Origin of the sequence: Bacteroides sp. HPS0048 (assembly GCF_964240755.1) — a bacterium.
In the GTDB taxonomy this organism is placed as follows: domain Bacteria; phylum Bacteroidota; class Bacteroidia; order Bacteroidales; family Bacteroidaceae; genus Bacteroides; species Bacteroides nordii.
The window spans coordinates 48,528-65,054 of the sequence record NZ_CAXSVC010000021.1; the positions used below are offsets into that span (position 1 = coordinate 48,528).

Consider the following 16,527-nt stretch of genomic DNA (forward strand, 5'->3'; position numbering starts at 1 on the left):
CGAGGTTATTCTTCCTTCCATTTATTGATTAATTGCGATGCTTTTTTTTCTCCCACCATTTTTTCTAATTCCTTGCGTCTCATGTTTAGTAGTTGTGTATTTTCCATTTGTATAGCTCTTTTTATTGCCATTTGTAGAAATTCCATCTCCTCGTTTCTAGGAGCTCCTCCCATCCAATCCAGTAATACATCATCGTAATCAATACCAAAAAGGTCTGGCAATTCATGCGGTTGCTTCTCTCCAGCTACAAGTCTGAATATTTTATTTTGTTTCTCGTCCGATGACAAGTTGCTTACTATTAATGGAGAGTGGGAAGTCATTATGAATTGTAATTTTGGGAATGTCTGTGTAAACCGTTTTACAATTTCTGTTTCTAACGAAGGGTGTAAGTGCAAATCAATTTCGTCTATCATAACTAATCCTGTAGGTTCTACATCTACTCGCCTGTTTAACAAATAAGCCCGGTATGCCAGATCTAAGACAATGGAATATAACCGTTTATATCCGGCTGGAAGTCTGTCAAATTTGATTTCCTGTTCTGATTTTAGACGAAGCCACAGTTCTGGTTTTTGTTCTTCATCAAATAAATAGAAAAGACGATCTATCTCAAAAGCAGTATCGCATATATCACGATTAAGTACTAGAGAAAACTGCGTCAACTTTTTAGTAACAAATGCAACTTCATTACGTGTGAATGTGTCTGTATCATCATCTAGCTGTTTTAGTTTAGCCATTGAATTTAATAGTCGTCGTTGCCATATTTCCACACATGCTGTTTCATTATCCCATTGGTAATAGCCAAAGTTGCGTAATGTTTTTCCATTTGCAGCCATCTGTTGCTTGGCAAAGGAGGATATATTTGTGAGTGTATGCGGAAAAGAATCCGAAAAATATGCGAGTAATGGCAATTCATCGTATTTCCTATACAATTGCATCAGATGTTGATAAGCAGGCCTATAGCGTGATGGATTAAGTGAAGATCCACTAGTTGAACGGCGATACATATCCCATTCTATATTTTCTCCTTGAAAAGTTATTTGTCCATGAAAATTGGCATCAGCAGTTACATCCTCTGAATCTTTTCTTCTATGAAATTCATCATATTTGATGGATTTCATTTTTAAATCAGGATTTCCTGCCGACAAGAAGTCATCCCCCATTGAACGATCATTCGTAAACATAAAATAAAGCGAGTAAACCATAGCTCTAATGAGTGTGGTCTTTCCAGCACCATTGCGTCCGATAATAATGGACACACTAGGTGCAAACTGTATATCGAAATGGTCGAAACACAAGAAATTGTCTATAGAGAGTTTTTGATACAACATAAAATTTCATGTTTTTGGAGTACTATTGCAAATATAGAGATAAAAAATTAGAAAACAAAGGATTCAATAATGTAATCTTCGTGAGGTGATAACCATCAGAGAGTCAGGTTTAAGAGCTTTATGTTTCAGATTTCATTACACTTCTTCAACATAGCTTTACGTATCATTGTCTAAATATTGATGTTGGTTTACTTGGTTTCTGATATTCATTTATATAAATTTGCAACATGAATAACTGATAACTTAATATTATCGTCTATGCCCAATTTGTTAGAACACAGATTTGCAATTAAGCGTATTACAAAGCCATCGAATGAGGATTATATTTCTGCATTGAAAATCTATAATGAAACGACTCCTCCTGATATAAAAACAAATACGAATGAAATAACATATTGGCTTGAACAAAACAGGAATGAGTTACCATTTGAAATCATGTTATTCTCTCTTTATTTAAATAATATGGTTGTTGGATTAGCTATGCTTACTTATCTTAAGAAACAAAAAACCATTATATTTGAGTATTTAGCTTTACAACCGTCATTTAGATTGAATGCGGTCTTCTTTACATATATAAGCTTACTTCAAAATTATATCAATGATAGCAATACGGATGTAGCATATTATATTATAGAAATTAACAATCGAAATAAAGGAGAGAATATAGATAAGGAAAGCAGATTATTTAAGCGATTGTTCTGCTTGGAAAATTATGGCAAAATAAACGCTTTATACTATTCACTTCCGTTAGGTTTATACAATCATGAAAGTTATTTTGAATCGCTATTATATATCAAAACGAATGACAACATTTCACAAATATCAAAAGAAACATATATTGATTTAGTTAAGGCCATTTATTTTGATTATTATTTATTTTGGTATCAACCATTTATGAGTAATAATGAGTACATAGAATACAAAAAGAAAGTGGAACGTGTATATCAGCTTGTAATTCAAGATGTTATGAATGAAATGTTTTGTGATATATCTTATGTTGATTGTCCTCTATTTCATGAATCAGGTTATATTCAGCCTAATACTACGTTACCAGTTATTACCAGACCTCAAAAAAAATATTTGTTTTTGGTAGTACCTGGATTTATAGCTTGCACAATCCTTATCGTTTGGATATATAATACTATTCTAGTGTGGTTGGACATTCCCATTAATCATGTAGGTGCTATAATTGGCAATATAACTAGCGCTATCATAGCTACACTAAGTGCCATTTATTTTATAAAGCCTAAATCATAATTTAATGCAATGAACAATGATATTGCTGCCATGGTTATTTATAAAAGGTAAATAAGAACCTAGCACATCAAATTTTGCATACCAAGCTGCATCATTTTCACATTTTCCAAAATCAAGCATTAAAGCAGAAAATATGTGAAATTTGCGTGTAGATATAATTTTTAAACCACATTCTTTCAATATTCTATTGATATATTTATAAGAGTAAATCCATTGTTGTTGCTCTTTACCTTGATATACGGATTTTATTATTTGAGCATCAGCTTTATAACAAAGTTTACTCCGGTATTCATAAGCAAAACTATTTTCATATTCCAACAATAAACTTCCTCCATGTTTCAAAACCCGAGCCATTTCTACTATAGCAGCAACAGCATCACAATAATTTATGACACTACCTACACACAATATACCGTCAAATGTATTTGTTGCAAATGGAAGTTTCTCTAAACTTGCAACAGTATAGAGAGGTAACTGATTTATTTTTTCAGCTGCAATATCCACATGATGCATTTTGCAATTTAAGTTATAATCATATCCTCCAGAACCCGCATTTAAAACATAATCATGATATTTAAATGCATTTTTATGTACAAATTTCTCTATTTGTGCTTTTGTATATTTGTACCATGGTTCATTAGATGGCCAAATTTCTTCAACTTTATTATAGAAAGTGGCAATTTCCTCTTCATTTACTTGCTGTTGGATATCATCCATAATATTAAGTTATCAGTTATTCATTGTAAATATTACATTCTGATTTATAGGTGATTGAATTTGAAATGTAGTTTCTTCGCAGGAAAAACTATAATCCATAAAATTATGATGAAATCGGATATGAGTTATTGCCGGAAGACAGCAGTAGAGCAGGTTATTTCAGATTTTCTTTTCCATTGTCAATATGAAAAGAACTTGAATGAAAAGACAATTTATGCTTATCGTTCTGACTTGTATATGTTTAATAGGTATATTCATGAGTTGTATCCTTCGGTTGTATTTGAGCAGGTGTCAAAAGATATGCTGAAAACGTACCTGCAACATATATCGACTTACAAGCCTAAAACGGTGAAGAGAAAACTGGCATCCCTGAAGGCTCTGTTTAACTACTATGATTTTGAGCACGATGACTTTCTGAACCCTTTCAGAAAATTGCGTATTCGCTTTAAAGAGCCTTATGTTCTTCCAACGGTAATGACGTGCAATGAGGTGAAAGAGATACTTAAATATCTTTACAAATTAAGGGCGGATAATCCTGATACGGGTGGTTATGCCTATAAGGCACAGACAAGAGATATTGCGGTTGTAGAACTTTTATTTGCTACTGGTATCCGCGTTTCCGAATTGTGCGAGTTGTCGTGTGATGCCGTTGACTTAAAGCAGGCAACTATTAAAGTTTTTGGAAAAGGCAGCAAGGAACGGGTCATACAGATTTGTTCGGTGGAGGTGTTAAAAATACTCAGGCAATATCAACGTCTGTTTGCTCCTTCCAAATGTTTTTTCATAAATAGGTTAGGAAACAGGTTGTCCTCACAATCCGTCAGGCTGTTAATCAAGCGATGCCGGGAAGAAATAGGGATTGGGAAAAAAATTACTCCGCATACTTTCCGCCACACTTTTGCCACATTATTGTTGGAAGAGGATGTGGATATCAAATACATCCAGAATTTGTTGGGGCATAGCAGTATAACCACCACGCAGATATATACCCATGTCAACATGAATAAACAAAAGAAAATTTTATCCTCCAAGCATCCACGTAAGAAGATGGAAATGGAGGAGTGATGCCTGTTGCCATGTCCATGCCTTGATTAATAAACAGGGTGTCATCTGATGACTTTTGATGACATCTGATGCCATTGCTTTTCATGTTTCAGATATAAAGCGGTTCTTTACCTAAATCCATGAAAATGAGATGTCATGAACATACAGGAAGCAAAGAACATCAGACTTGTTGATTTTTTAGCCGGATTCGGGCATGAACCGGTAATACAGCGTGGGAACAGCGTATGGTACAAATCGCCCTTCAGGACGGAAAAGGAGGCCTCTTTCAAGGTAGACCTCCATAAGGAACTATGGTATGACTTCGGTCTGGGGAAGGGAGGGGATATTATAACATTGGCCAAGGAGATTTATCAGACACAGGATGTAAGCCGTGTGTTACGGTGTATTGAGGATAAAAGGACGGTTTTGAAGTCGGTTACTGTCTCCTGCCCTTTTGAAAAAGCGTATCCCGCCTTTCAGGACTTGAAAATCATTCCTCTTGCCAACCGGATACTGCTTGCCTATCTGGAGGAACGGTGCATTGATACGGAAACGGCCCGAAAAGTATGCAAGGAGGCTCATTTTAATCGGAACGGGAAAAATTATTTTGCCATCGCTTTCCCTAATATTTCCGGAGGGTACGAAATCAGGAACAGGTATTTCAAGGCTTGTATCGCTCCCAAGGACATCAGTCGTATCATCAGCTCACCGGAGAGCGGGATTTGCTATATTTTTGAGGGGTTTATGGATTTTCTGTCTTTCAGGCGGGCTTTTCCGTCCTTGGAAGAGGGGGATTATATAGTGTTGAATTCTGTCAGCAACTTACAGAAGGCTTTTTCTTTCCTTGCACGATATGACGGCATCTGTTGCTGTCTGGACAATGATACCGCCGGAAAAAATGCGGTGCAGGCATTAAAGGAGAAATACGGAATCCGTATATGCGATCTCTCGCATGAATATTCCGGATATAAGGACCTGAATGAATATCTGTGCGGGAAAAACAACCGGCTCCATATATAATAGAGGAATTGAAAAGACTATCTGATGGTATGCCCTCGTTTCCTTCCTGCCACACGTGGCAGGAAGCGGGGTGATTTTTTATGTGGCGATCCTGTGTTAATAGTAGAATGTGGTCAGATGAGTTTTATGGTCTTTTACAATCTTTACTTCCTGCATCTGTCCATATATCTCACGCACGGATACCGGACAGTCCATCTTTTCCCATTCTTCCGGGGAAATCCTCATGTCGGAATGCCTGAAACATAGCATGACCATTTCCGGGGAATCCTCTTCTGCGAATATGAAACCTTCATGGTCGTCGACAAATTGCCTGAGTCCATCCTCATCCTTGCAGGATATTTCTCCGGTGTACATGTCCCCGCCCGGCCGGGTGTTTTTGCGGATATGGATTTTGAACCATTCCCGGCTTTCCGGCTGTTCAGGTGCGCCACACTCCCACAGGGCTATTTTCGCATCGTAGTAAACCTCCCCGTTTTCACATGCCCCGTAATGCCCCCAATGCTTGAAACGGCCGGTTGTCCATGCCTTGAACCTTACATCGCCTGCCTTTACCAACACACACTCACCGCCATGCATATCGCATTTGATGCCCTTTTTATCCCGGGACACGAACGGGACACGGGAAAAATTCCGGAGCACGATGTTATCTCCATACACGGCATTTACGAAGAACGGTCGGGAACGTTCACCGTATCCGGAAATAAGGAACAGGCTGTCACCTGTACGGGGATACCGGTCGGAACGTGTCTTTTCGATGTGTTCCACCATTGCGTTCACTTTCTCTATGTCTTCCCGGACAAGCCCGTGCATCCGGTCATACCAGTAGTTCAAGCGGATGAACGTTTCCTTGCAATACTTGTTTTTTGTTTGGATCATGGTCTTTTTCATTTTGTGGTTAAACATGCCCGGCTTTGGTAAAGCCGGTATTTCTTTTCTTATATGCATCCGTTTGTCTTTTGCCCTGATTGTGCAAGGCTTGGCGAAAAAATACCGCAGCGAAGCGAGGATGATTTTTTCAGCCAACCGGTCCAAAGGACCGCCTTGCTCGATCAGGGGCAAAAGGCTACCTTTGCAGGTAAGAAATAGAAATGCGGAACACTGCTTGATTCCAAGGTGGAAAACCTTTATTCCCCAACCTGGATATATCCCCCAAAGAAAATCCACCAAGGAGAATCTGTTTTTAAAAGATTCCTTGGTCCATTTATAGTCAAATGGAAATACATTGCAAGTTCTATTTCCCACAACTATCTGTATTTCAGCTATGGATTGAATTTATTTTTGCAAACCAATTCTGTTTGACTATATCTTACATTGGACAGTATAAGGAAGCACTTAAAGTCAGGATATTCCCCAAACGTACATTACCGGTCATCAAACGCCTCCACCCTGTTTCTTTCCAGCAAAGCAAGGATGTCCTTCTCCTTATATAGTAATTTGCCTCCTATCTTGTAGTAAGGCAGTTTGCCGTTTATCCTGTACTCTGCCAGCGTCCTGCGTGTCAGTTTCAACTGTTCGGCAAGCTCATAGTCCGTAATGTAACGTTCTCCGTTCAGAACCGGACGCAATTTCTCCTCCTGCTTGTGCAGTATTCCGGACAGGATGTCTATGTTCCGGAAAAAACGTACTATCTCAGGGTTTTCTTTAGTCAGCATGGATTGGATCATTGTATTTTTTGGATTACTTGATGAATGTTGTTCTCCATAAAACGGATAATATCCTGACGCTTGTAATACACCTTACGGTCTATATAGCTGTAAGGGATGCTCCTGCTTCTGCGAAGCTGCAACATCTTTCCGGGGGAGACATCCATGAGCATACAAGCCTCCTGGTTGTCAATCCAGTCGTCCATACCATGTGTATCTTTCCCGCATGTCTCACACATTTTTTTGGCAACGGCTTCCAGAGCCTCATTCATTTCCATGAATGTTTTAGCCTCGATACAAACAAACTCCATAAACTTTACTTTTTTGTCAGATACGAAAATATGGAAGAGAAAATTCATTGCCAAAAGGTTGTCACCAAAAGTCACCAGATGTCATCAAATGTCAGGTGCGGATTATTGGAGGACTTTCGAAAAAGAAGAAAGAAGCAGCGGATTTTTATCTCAAAAAGCACTAAATTTATCCCCGACCGGACAATCCGGCCATTCCAAGTAAAACGATATGGAATTGATAATCAATGTAATGGTGCTTTTTGTCGGTATTGCCCTTTGGATGTACGGGCGATATTGGAGAAAGACGTGCGGCAAGGTTCTCTGCCAATATGCGGCGGCCTGCGGTGAACGGGAAGACAGGGAGAAACTGATGCGGTATGCCATTATAGCCGGGAATCCCTATGCGCCCCTGTTGTATGCCTTGACTTATCCGGAACTGTTTGACAAGGCCCGGCCGTTGCGGTTGTTCGCATTCGGAGAAATCCGCTGCGTGTTTGCCGGTTATTATTTTCCACAACGTTTTGAAAGTTGGCTTTGTGACGACCAGTCTGCATTTGTGCAGGAAGTGTATGACTTCAAGGATGGGAAAGATGATTGCACGGAGTATTTTTCTCAGGCATTCCGGATTCTTTCCACCGACAGGGATGTTACGGCTATGTTCATGCCATGCAGCACTTCCTACCGTTATTACAGACGTTTTTCCGGCATTGCCGGTTTTTTGGAAACTCATGGTTATGCCCGGTCAGGACTGGACCTGATATGTATTACAGAAAGCAGGGAGTGCAAGCATACTTCAGAAAAACGTTCCGAAATAAATACCGCCAACTATATGATGTCAAACGCCCTGTATGGGAAGAGGGTCGTGATTGTCGATGACTTGCTGACCAGCGGGACCAGCCTGCTGGAATACGCCCATAACCTGGAAAGGGCCGGTGCCAAAGTGGAGGGTGCCGTATTTCTTGCCAGGACCTTTCAGATGCCTTCGCCGGCAAGAGTAAAACGCCTGGTATGGAAACGCCATCTGCTTGCCCGAATTTGGCGAAAACAGGCGGGGTATTTTCTGTAAATTGTAAAGTTTACATTCGGATTTTACAGTTTTACACTTCAAAAATTTACACTTGTTATCCTCCAACAATAATTTTGAGATTATACAGACTTGATTATCAAAATGATATGATATTCATATAAACAGAAGCGGACAGTACGGCATAGATTTTTCACTAAAGATGGCATATACTCTTGAGAGTGCGCACAAGAAAGGGTATTTCAGTAATAACCTTTAAAATACAGGAGATACATGCCATGATGTATATAGACAATGAAGTGCTCGAGAAAATGATAATGACCATAGTGGAAGGGTTTGACCGCATAGAGAAGAAACTGGACAGGATGGGACGTGTGAAAGAGTTCTTGAACGGTGACGAGCTTTTGGACAACTATGACATAGCCAGGCTGCTCAACGTGTCGCTGCGGACAGTCGCCCGTTACCGGGAAAAAGGACTGATCCGCTATTACCAAACGGATGAGAACGGCAAGAATTTCTACAGGAGTTCGGATATACAGGATTTTTTGCAGAAACGGGGAAAGAAAAACTGAACGGGAGAATGTGGATATGCGGAAGTTGTGCTAACTTTGTCTTATAAACGATTGTTATGAAGACAAATACCAATTCCAGATATGCCGTTGCGGTCCTTATTGACGGGGATAACGCCTCCTTTGAGAAGATGGAGGATATAATGGGCTTTGTTTCCCGTTATGGGGATGCCGTCGTGAGACGAATTTATGGAGACTGGACGAGGAAAGCGCTTTCCGCGTGGAAGGAAACTGCCCGGGAGCATGGATTCAGGCTTGTACAGGCTTCCTCCCATGCTTCCGGAAAGAACACGACGGATATTGCGCTGGTCATAGACGCGATGGATATCCTTCGTGACGGGCGGGCGGACTGTTTCTGTCTGGTAGCCAGTGACGGTGACTACAGCCTGCTTGCCCAACGGATACGGGAAGCCGGATTGAAGGTGCTGGGATATGGGGAGGGCAAGACTCCCGTATCGCTGGTACGGTCCTGTTCCGTGTTCCTGTATGCCGACCGGAAGGAAAACAAGGTTTCGGACAATACTCCCGAATTCTTTATCCGAAGGGACATGGAGTATTTTGACAAGGCTTTTGAGCAAGCGGCTGACGGCAAAGGGGAGGTGTCCCTTTCGCTGATCGGCGGCGCATTGAAAAAAATGATGCCCAAATTCAAGGTCAGGAGATATGGATGCAAGACATTGGGCAAACTTTATGAAAGGCTGGACCGGTACGAGCTGGTCATGACAGACAAGGGAGTGGCAAGTGCCGTGCGGCTGAAAGGCTGAACCGCACGGCGGGAATAATCAGGAACCGTCAGTTTCCTTTTATGCATCCTTGCCATGGCATAAAGGAAACTGACGTTCGTTGTCTATACCGGGATGGGATTTATCCGTAGTGTATCGAGATTGAGATAGGCCCCCCGGTAGAATGTCCTTCCTTCCCTGAGCATACGCCACAGGATGTCGCAGCCGGTTTGTGCCAGTATGGAATTGATGAAAAGGTCCTGCTTCTGCAAGGCTTCCGCCAGCGAGCAGCTCGGCCCCGAATCCTTTTCCTTGATGGTGGAGTAGCGTACCTCTTCGGTAATGACATTCATGCGGGGAACGGGCAGGTATTCGTTGGAGACGGGCTGGAGAATCTTGCCACGGATGTTCCCTATCAGAACCTGTCCGGTGGTCCGGGCATTGCCGAAGTCCATCCAGTATATGGGCGCCCGCTCGTTGTTGGAAGTGTGTTCCCGGTGTTTCTTCAGGAACCGCCAGAGGTTCATCCGGGAGCGGATGTTGTCGGTGCAGGTGACGATGATGTTCGCCAGGGCGGGTTCTTCCCGGTCTGCGGAGGCTTTCAGCGGATAACGCTGCCCCTTTGCCTCCCACGAGAAGCCGAAAAAACGGTTGATGCGGGTTACAAGTGCCGCAGCCTTGTTCAATCCGAGTTCCGATCCGCTGAACAGCTGGCGTCCGATGTTCGCTTCCGTGACGGTATCGGGGTCGAAGACCGTCACGTGCAGTCCCGGATGTCCGAGTGCCTGCAATGCCACGCTCATCCGCGCCAGGCCGGTGGCCACCTGTGAGCCTGTTCCGCCCGCACCGATTACGAAGACGGTCACGGGATGGTAGGGGTTGAGCAGGTACCTGTCTGTATAATGAATCTTTTTCATGCCAGTAAGTCTTTAAGTTGTTTGTTCATGGGTTTCAGTTCGTTCTCGTCAAACGGATTGGCGCGTGCCTTTTCCGTTACCGAGACCAGGTTGCTTTCAGTCGGATTCCTGTTTCCTCCCAGATGGGAGAACTCGCTGAGCCAGAAACGTTTTTCCCAATACTCGAGGAGTTTTGAGAAAGTCATGTCTTCCGGGGGAGTCAACGCGGCGTTTCCCAGACAGACACTGCTGCCCGTGACATTGAAGAAAGGGGCGAGGAAAAGCGGGCTGTTTTCCGCCGGTTTTTCCCCCTTGTAGGAGAAAATGTCCAGCCTGTCACCGGAAACCTTGTAGATCACGCCGGGCACATGGAATGTCCCATCAGGAATATTCAGGCTTCCGGCAAAGAACATCTGCCGTTTTCCCGGAGGATTGTACCAGATGTACCTTTCGTGCCCCTTTCGGGTATCACACCACAGCATGTTGGCGGGGATTTTCCCGTGCGGCACGTTCCGCCGGTCATCCGTATAGGATTCCACCAGGGAGTCCATGAACTCATAGGTGACGGGCATGGCAGCCTCCATCCTGCCCCTGTCATTGATGGGACGCAGTTCGAGGTAATGCATTCCGCTCCCATAGTGGTTCTCATGGTATTCATACGCGATCAGTGCCGCCTTGGGCACCATCACTTGTTGCAATTTATTGGTCAGTTCATTCATATCGTTCATTTTAGAAGTTGTCAGCTATATGTCTTGTAAAACGTGCCAGCCATTTTGAAAGCCTTTCCGGGTAGTCGTCCATTTGGAAGAGACAGTCCGTTTCCGGTGTCAGGAACCTGTATGTGACCGGGGTAAGGGCATAAGTCTCCTGGTAGTCCGAGTTCATGAACCCTTTCATGCATTCAGCCAGCGTGTCATCGGTAGAGTAGACCAGCATGACCTGGCTTTCCATTCCCACCGGGTAAAAATCACGCTCCTCCTCATACGCCCAATCGTACAGGTAATCTGTGAGGCTCGGGCTTTCCGGGGTAATCAGTGCCATACCCTCCCTTATCAATTCCAGCAGTTTTTGTTCCTTCCCCTTTTTTGTCCGGTAATTCCGTACAGCCTCTTCCAGAGAGTTGCAGAACGGTTTTCCCGACATCCGTTTGAGTGCTTTCGCCCGTTTTCCTGACTGGTAGGAATCCGCCAGCCGCCTGTTCGCCCTGATTTCTTTCGGGGAGGCGTCGGAATCCCGGTTTTCCCAGTCTTCCAGTTCCTCTATGGCGAAGTCATAGCAAAACGCCTCGGTGACATTGCAGACTCCGTGATGCCGGACGAATTGCCGGATGAACTCCCTGACAATGTTCCTCAATGGTACGGGAAGCCGTTCCGTAAAGTCGATGGGAATCCAGAACAGCTCGGGTTCCGGCCAGTCGTGATGGCGGAACAGACAGAAATGGAGCCTTCCTTCTTTCTCTTCCAGATTGACACACTCCGGCACGCTCTCGTCCATCGCCTTGTACAGTTCGGTGATTTTCAGACGGGGGCTGCCCCCTTTCCTGTATCGGAAAGGGAGCTTTATACCCATAAGTCCGGCATAGTTCGATGCCGATTGGTAGAGATAGTCAAAATTCTCCGGTGTCGTGAGATTGACCGGGGAACCGTCATATCCGTCTTTATGCCAAAAATCCGGTGCGAGGGGAGGAATTTTATCTGTCAGAAAATCATGACGCTTCCCGGTGGCGGCAGTATCCTCCTTTTTTGTCCCGCTGTTCCTCTTCGGATGTCTGACGGGCCGGCCGAGCGGATAATGAGTTCCGCCAGGTTTTCCTTGGCTGATTCTGATAGCAGTCTGCATGGTTTGTCCTCCTTTTTCTTTCTCTTGCCCATACGCTTATCCTTTCACTCCGATGGTTGTCTTGAAGCGGTAGACCGCCTTGTCCTCCTCCCATTCCGGCCCGTGAACGGTCGCCGTTGTCAGTTCGGGATAGGTCATGGAGTAGAAGTCCATCACCTCGTTTACGGACAGGCTGCTGTCCGGATCGCTCAATACCAGTTCCTTGGAGTCCTTCTTGAATTTGAAAATTCTCTGTAATCCTTTGATTTCAAGTGCCATAATTTTTCTATTTTATAAGGTTCAACAATATACCATGTCCATTTGTGCCATGTCCGTCATGCGGCATTCCTTCGGGAAGTCCGGATATTCCGCGTACGGGTCTTCCCTGAGCATTTCCCGGTCATCCTCGCAGTCCTTGTCGAAGTTGTACATTACAGCCTCCTGCACCGGTGCATACTGTGACGGAGCCGGTTGCATCCATTGCTTTCCGTCTATCTGCGGTTGCGGCATCTGTACCGGTTGATGGAACTGGATACCTTGCGGTTGTGGTGCAGGCTGCGCGTATTGTACGGGCTGCGTTTGCGGCTGTCCGGGATATACTGCCGGTTGAGGCGTTTGCGGTTGTGAGACGGGTTGCGGAACCGGAGACGGCTGCTCGGTCAAGAACATCGGGATTTGCTCTCCGCTCCGGTATTGCGGTGCCGGGGCTGCCACCGGTTGCGATGCAGTTTGTTGTGGAGCCGGCTGTGGCTTGGGCATTGGCGGTTGTTCCATACCGAACAGGCTTCCCTCCGATGCCTTTTTCTGCACTTCCGCCATTTTATCGTCGATTTCCGCTTGCTTGTCCGGAAGTGCCAGCACCTTTGCCTGCTTGAGCCATATCAACGCTTCGGAATAGCGTTTGCCGGTCATGGCATCCTCCGCCTTCTTAAGCAATTTTTCCATCTTTTCCCGTTTCTCGCGGACCTCTTTGGACTCTTTCTCCACCGCAGACCTGGCGGCTTTGCTTTGTGAGGCCGCTTGTTCCGCCTGCTTCTCGAATGTTTCCAGGTTGGTAAGGATGCCCTGCGCTTTCTGTAAAGGTGTGCCGACAGCCTGCAGGAAGCCTGTGTCCAGCTCTTCCGGCGTGCCGTTCAGGATGAGCGGAACGATGCGTTCCCCATCCTTTACTCCTGACCGTCTGGGAACAACGGCCACCGTCAGGTTGTTGTTTACTCGTCTGATGTTGATGCTCAGGTCTGTGCCTGCTGTAATCATTTGGTTGATTGCTTGAAAAAACATAATGGTAAAATTTAAAATGTTATACATGGGTTTCCTTGAAAAAATCCTTCAGGATTCTCTGCCTGTCCGGATTCGATGCGATGCCTTTCAAGGGCTCCAGATAGTAGCCGATACGTTTCGGTCCGTCCGTCGTATCGGGAATCCGTCTTTTTACAGGTCTCACACGGTTTGTGGTGGGCCATGCAGCCGGCATGACCGGAGCCGACGGGGTAAATGTAAAAGTTCTCATATCTTCAGCATTTAATGATTATACAAGCATGCCCATGGCAATCAGGACAAGGATTGTTTTCAGGATGAAGGTGAATGTCCTGAAGATAAGACTGACCAGAGTTCCCGACAAAAGGAACAGGACGAGCAGATACACGGGAATGATACCTTTGCTGTAGAGCAGGCATATTCCTGCAAGCAGAACCAGTGAGACCACTTGTTTGCAGATGTTTTCGATGAGTTGCAGTTTCATGTCTTTAATTTTTTAAGAATGAATAAATAATCCCATCGGGATATGTTTTCCCGATTTTATAGGCCTCCGGCCCTTGGATTGCCTTTTTGCGCAAGGCTTGGCAAAAGAAAATACCGCAGCGAAGCGAGGATGATTTTCTTTTAGCCAACCAAGCCCCCAAGGGGGGCCGCCTTGTGGCAAAAACGAGGCAATCCAAGACCTTTGCCGCTTAAAAGCGGAAAACGTATCTTGCACATATAAAAAGAGAGGCACGGACCCTAGTCCGCACCTCTCTTGTACCCTGACATGTCGGCAACCGCTTACATGGAGCCATGTGGCCGGGCTTCTTCCGGATGGTTCCGGAATATCTCTCCGGTCACCTCATTTACCGTTTCCAGCACGCCGTCCAGAAACTCCTTCTGCGTGAGCTCCCCCCGCTCTATGCGTACCAGTTCCGTTTCCCAACCGGAGGTGAGGGAGGCTTCCGCCACTTTCATTCCACGTACCGTCTCATATAAAAGAAGGCCTTTGGGGGTCGGGATGATGTACCTGCCCGAATAGCGGATGTATTTGCGGTCCAGAAGCGTACGGATGATGTTCGTACGTGTGGATACGGTTCCCAGTCCGGCCTTGTCCATATAGTCCGTCAATTCCTCGTCCGTATAGGGGGAAACAGGCAGGGATTTCCTGTGTATGAGGCTGCATCCCGCCACCGGCAGCGTCTCCTCCCGCAAAAGTTCAGGTGGAACGGGGCAGAGGACACAGTTTTCTGAAACAAGGTGTTCCCTCTGGAAAACACCGAGCCATCCCGTTTCCAGGATACGGTATGTACGGATTCGGAACTTGCGTGCGGCGCATACCGTTTCAACCGTTGTGTATTCCACCTTACACGGTGGCATGAACGTTTCCAGCATCCTGCCGACAATGAGCGTGTAAACCAGCCTTTCCTCCCTGTCCAGCTCGCCGGGCTGTACGCCGGTGATGACAATGGCATGGTGCTCCGCCGTATCCTGTGTCCCGGTCATACCTTTCCTTGCCGTAAGGTTAACCATACCGGCATATTGGCGGAAATCCTTGCCGGACAGCAACTTCTCCATAACCGGAGGTAACATGTCATACACATCCCGGGGCAGCAGGCGGCTGGAAGTGCGCGGACAGGAGATCAGTTTTTTCTCGTACAGGCTCTGGGTGATTTCCTGTACCCGTATGGCCGTCAGGTTATGGTAACGGTTCGCATCTTTCTGAAGCTCGGTCAGGTTATAAAGGGCCGGCGCGCCGATTTCCTCTGTCCGGCTGCCGACAGCCGTGACACGTGCATACCCTGCCGCCTTGCAGTCCTCGTACAGTTCCAGGGCGTCCCGGCGGTTCCCCAAGTCTTCCACGTGGCGCATCTTCATTATTTTCCCGTTCTTGCAGAGGCTGATGAACACGGGCCAGCTGTCAGCGGGAATGTGGTTCTCCCTCTCCCGGTACCGTCCGCTTATGGCCGCCAGTACAGGGGTCTGCACCCTGCCCAGCGAATTGTTTCCGAAGCCTACCGCCTTGCAGACGGCATAGCTTGAATTGACCCCCAGAAGCCAGTCGGCCTTGTTGCGGCTGTCTGCCGCCAGGAACAAGTTGTCGAACAGGGCGCATGGGCGGAGGTTTTCCATGCCTCTGGTGATGGCCTCGTCCGTCAGGGATGAGATCCACAGGCGGAGGCAGGGTTGCTTGCATCCCAAAAAGCGGTAAAGATACCGGAACAGCATTTCCCCCTCACGGGAAGCGTCGGTTGCCGCAATGATGGTGTCGCACGCGTCGAACACCTTGGCTATCACCTTCAACTGGAGTACCGCATTGATATCGGGATTCCATCCCGTATCCGTCTTGACGTGCCTTACCGTCAGGAAAGGAGGGGGCAGCAGGGGGAAGTCCTCCCGCTCCACCCATGACGTACCGGAATCTTTCGGCATCGCCAGGGAAAGCATGTTGCCGTATGTCCATGTCACCATGTATCCGTTTCCGGTCATGTATCCGTTCTCTTTTCTGTCTGCTCCCAGAACTCTTGCTATCTCTCTGCCCACATTGGGCTTGTCAGTCACTATCGCTATCATATTCTTTTTCTTTTTGATGTTCCGTGCCGTTTCTGGCGGCACGGAACGTGGGTTAAACCTGTTGTTTCCCGGTTAAATTTCCGGTGTCTCCTTCTGACGGAGACCGTTTATTTCCATGACCGGTCTGCCGTTGCCGTCAGGTACCAGCTTCAGCGTGGCGTCCATCGTCAGGCTGATGACCGGTGTGCGGAGTTTCAACGGGACGATTTCCGTTTCCTTGCCTTGCAGCAACAGTTCCATGTCACCGCTGGTTTCCAGTTGTTTTTTACTGATGCCAGCGGCCTCCAGACCGTTCCAGTCAATGTCTTCCGCCTTATAGATGTGGCGGGCATTCTGATTCGTATTCATACGATTCGGGGATTTTAGGTTTGTGTAATTCGTTCTGT

Annotated in this window: 20 protein-coding genes; 6 read left to right on the plus strand and 14 right to left on the minus strand. The window is 45.7% G+C overall.

The features are described from left to right. Positions 1-5: 5 nt before the first annotated feature. Positions 6-1,328, minus strand: a complete 1,323-nt coding sequence (locus ACESQI_RS16050; RefSeq protein WP_005942646.1) for an AAA family ATPase — start codon at positions 1,326-1,328, stop codon at positions 6-8. Positions 1,329-1,586: 258 nt separating this feature from the next. Between ACESQI_RS16050 and ACESQI_RS16055 the strand changes: the two genes are divergently transcribed. After that, positions 1,587-2,585 (plus strand): hypothetical protein, encoded by a 999-nt coding sequence (locus tag ACESQI_RS16055; protein ID WP_007851243.1) that lies wholly within the window; start codon positions 1,587-1,589, stop codon positions 2,583-2,585. Here the strand turns inward: ACESQI_RS16055 and ACESQI_RS16060 are convergent. After that, positions 2,580-3,302: a class I SAM-dependent methyltransferase gene (locus ACESQI_RS16060; RefSeq protein ID WP_007851241.1), complete on the minus strand. Its 723-nt coding sequence runs from the start codon at positions 3,300-3,302 to the stop codon at positions 2,580-2,582. The two genes, ACESQI_RS16055 and ACESQI_RS16060, sit on opposite strands and share 6 nt — an antisense overlap. 105 nt (positions 3,303-3,407) lie before the next feature. On the opposite strand from ACESQI_RS16060, the gene ACESQI_RS16065 reads away from it, so the two are divergent. Together ACESQI_RS16065 and ACESQI_RS16070 are read left to right on the plus strand one after the other, a co-directional pair. Beyond that, positions 3,408-4,367: a tyrosine-type recombinase/integrase gene (locus tag ACESQI_RS16065; RefSeq protein ID WP_005942649.1), complete on the plus strand. Its 960-nt coding sequence runs from the start codon at positions 3,408-3,410 to the stop codon at positions 4,365-4,367. Positions 4,368-4,502: 135 nt separating this feature from the next. After that, on the plus strand, positions 4,503-5,366 hold the full coding sequence (locus tag ACESQI_RS16070; RefSeq protein WP_005942651.1) for a toprim domain-containing protein: 864 nt from the start codon (positions 4,503-4,505) through the stop codon (positions 5,364-5,366). Between the two features lie 96 nt (positions 5,367-5,462). Here the strand turns inward: ACESQI_RS16070 and ACESQI_RS16075 are convergent, their stop codons facing one another. From ACESQI_RS16075 to ACESQI_RS16085, 3 genes are all read right to left on the minus strand, one after another. Continuing rightward, on the minus strand, positions 5,463-6,242 hold the full coding sequence (locus ACESQI_RS16075; protein ID WP_373126571.1) for a DUF4121 family protein: 780 nt from the start codon (positions 6,240-6,242) through the stop codon (positions 5,463-5,465). 485 nt (positions 6,243-6,727) lie between these two features. Further along, positions 6,728-7,030 carry a helix-turn-helix domain-containing protein gene (locus tag ACESQI_RS16080; protein WP_005942654.1) on the minus strand — a complete coding sequence of 101 codons (303 nt, stop codon included), beginning with the start codon at positions 7,028-7,030 and terminating at the stop codon, positions 6,728-6,730. Further along, the gene (locus tag ACESQI_RS16085; RefSeq protein ID WP_005942656.1) at positions 7,027-7,320 is read right to left on the minus strand and encodes a helix-turn-helix domain-containing protein; all 294 of its coding nucleotides are present in this window, start codon (positions 7,318-7,320) and stop codon (positions 7,027-7,029) included. Before ACESQI_RS16085 ends, ACESQI_RS16080 begins: the two co-directional genes overlap by 4 nt. Positions 7,321-7,528: 208 nt before the next feature. Here ACESQI_RS16085 and ACESQI_RS16090 point away from each other — a divergent pair, with 208 nt between their 5' ends. From ACESQI_RS16090 to ACESQI_RS16100, 3 genes are all read left to right on the plus strand, one after another. Continuing rightward, positions 7,529-8,365, plus strand: coding sequence for a phosphoribosyltransferase (locus ACESQI_RS16090; RefSeq protein WP_005942659.1), 837 nt, complete (start codon positions 7,529-7,531; stop codon positions 8,363-8,365). A gap of 236 nt (positions 8,366-8,601) precedes the next feature. Beyond that, positions 8,602-8,895: a helix-turn-helix domain-containing protein gene (locus ACESQI_RS16095; RefSeq protein ID WP_005864565.1), complete on the plus strand. Its 294-nt coding sequence runs from the start codon at positions 8,602-8,604 to the stop codon at positions 8,893-8,895. A gap of 56 nt (positions 8,896-8,951) precedes the next feature. Further along, positions 8,952-9,656, plus strand: coding sequence for an NYN domain-containing protein (locus ACESQI_RS16100; RefSeq protein ID WP_005942662.1), 705 nt, complete (start codon positions 8,952-8,954; stop codon positions 9,654-9,656). An 83-nt stretch (positions 9,657-9,739) separates the two neighbouring features. On the opposite strand, the gene ACESQI_RS16105 is transcribed toward ACESQI_RS16100, so the two are convergent. The 9 genes from ACESQI_RS16105 to ACESQI_RS16145 all read right to left on the minus strand — a co-directional run bounded on the left by ACESQI_RS16105 (position 9,740) and on the right by ACESQI_RS16145 (position 16,489). Next, positions 9,740-10,531, minus strand: coding sequence for a PRTRC system ThiF family protein (locus ACESQI_RS16105; protein WP_005942665.1), 792 nt, complete (start codon positions 10,529-10,531; stop codon positions 9,740-9,742). Beyond that, positions 10,528-11,229, minus strand: a complete 702-nt coding sequence (locus ACESQI_RS16110; protein WP_005942668.1) for a prokaryotic E2 ligase family D protein — start codon at positions 11,227-11,229, stop codon at positions 10,528-10,530. The genes ACESQI_RS16105 and ACESQI_RS16110 overlap by 4 nt, the downstream gene beginning before the upstream one ends. 10 nt (positions 11,230-11,239) lie before the next feature. Next, positions 11,240-12,349 carry a hypothetical protein gene (locus tag ACESQI_RS16115; protein WP_005942671.1) on the minus strand — a complete coding sequence of 370 codons (1,110 nt, stop codon included), beginning with the start codon at positions 12,347-12,349 and terminating at the stop codon, positions 11,240-11,242. 36 nt (positions 12,350-12,385) lie between these two features. After that, positions 12,386-12,607: a PRTRC system protein C gene (locus ACESQI_RS16120; RefSeq protein WP_005942675.1), complete on the minus strand. Its 222-nt coding sequence runs from the start codon at positions 12,605-12,607 to the stop codon at positions 12,386-12,388. Positions 12,608-12,628: 21 nt separating this feature from the next. Further along, on the minus strand, positions 12,629-13,609 hold the full coding sequence (locus ACESQI_RS16125) for a PRTRC system protein E (protein WP_005942677.1): 981 nt from the start codon (positions 13,607-13,609) through the stop codon (positions 12,629-12,631). Between the two features lie 19 nt (positions 13,610-13,628). Beyond that, entirely contained in the window at positions 13,629-13,838 is a 210-nt protein-coding gene (locus ACESQI_RS16130) for a hypothetical protein (protein WP_005942679.1), read from the minus strand. An 18-nt stretch (positions 13,839-13,856) separates the two neighbouring features. Next, the gene (locus ACESQI_RS16135) at positions 13,857-14,069 is read right to left on the minus strand and encodes a hypothetical protein (protein ID WP_005942681.1); all 213 of its coding nucleotides are present in this window, start codon (positions 14,067-14,069) and stop codon (positions 13,857-13,859) included. A 299-nt stretch (positions 14,070-14,368) separates the two neighbouring features. Beyond that, positions 14,369-16,141 (minus strand): DNA topoisomerase, encoded by a 1,773-nt coding sequence (locus tag ACESQI_RS16140; protein WP_008778772.1) that lies wholly within the window; start codon positions 16,139-16,141, stop codon positions 14,369-14,371. A gap of 72 nt (positions 16,142-16,213) precedes the next feature. Further along, positions 16,214-16,489, minus strand: a complete 276-nt coding sequence (locus ACESQI_RS16145; RefSeq protein WP_005942686.1) for a DUF4099 domain-containing protein — start codon at positions 16,487-16,489, stop codon at positions 16,214-16,216. Between the last annotated feature and the right edge of the window lie 38 nt (positions 16,490-16,527).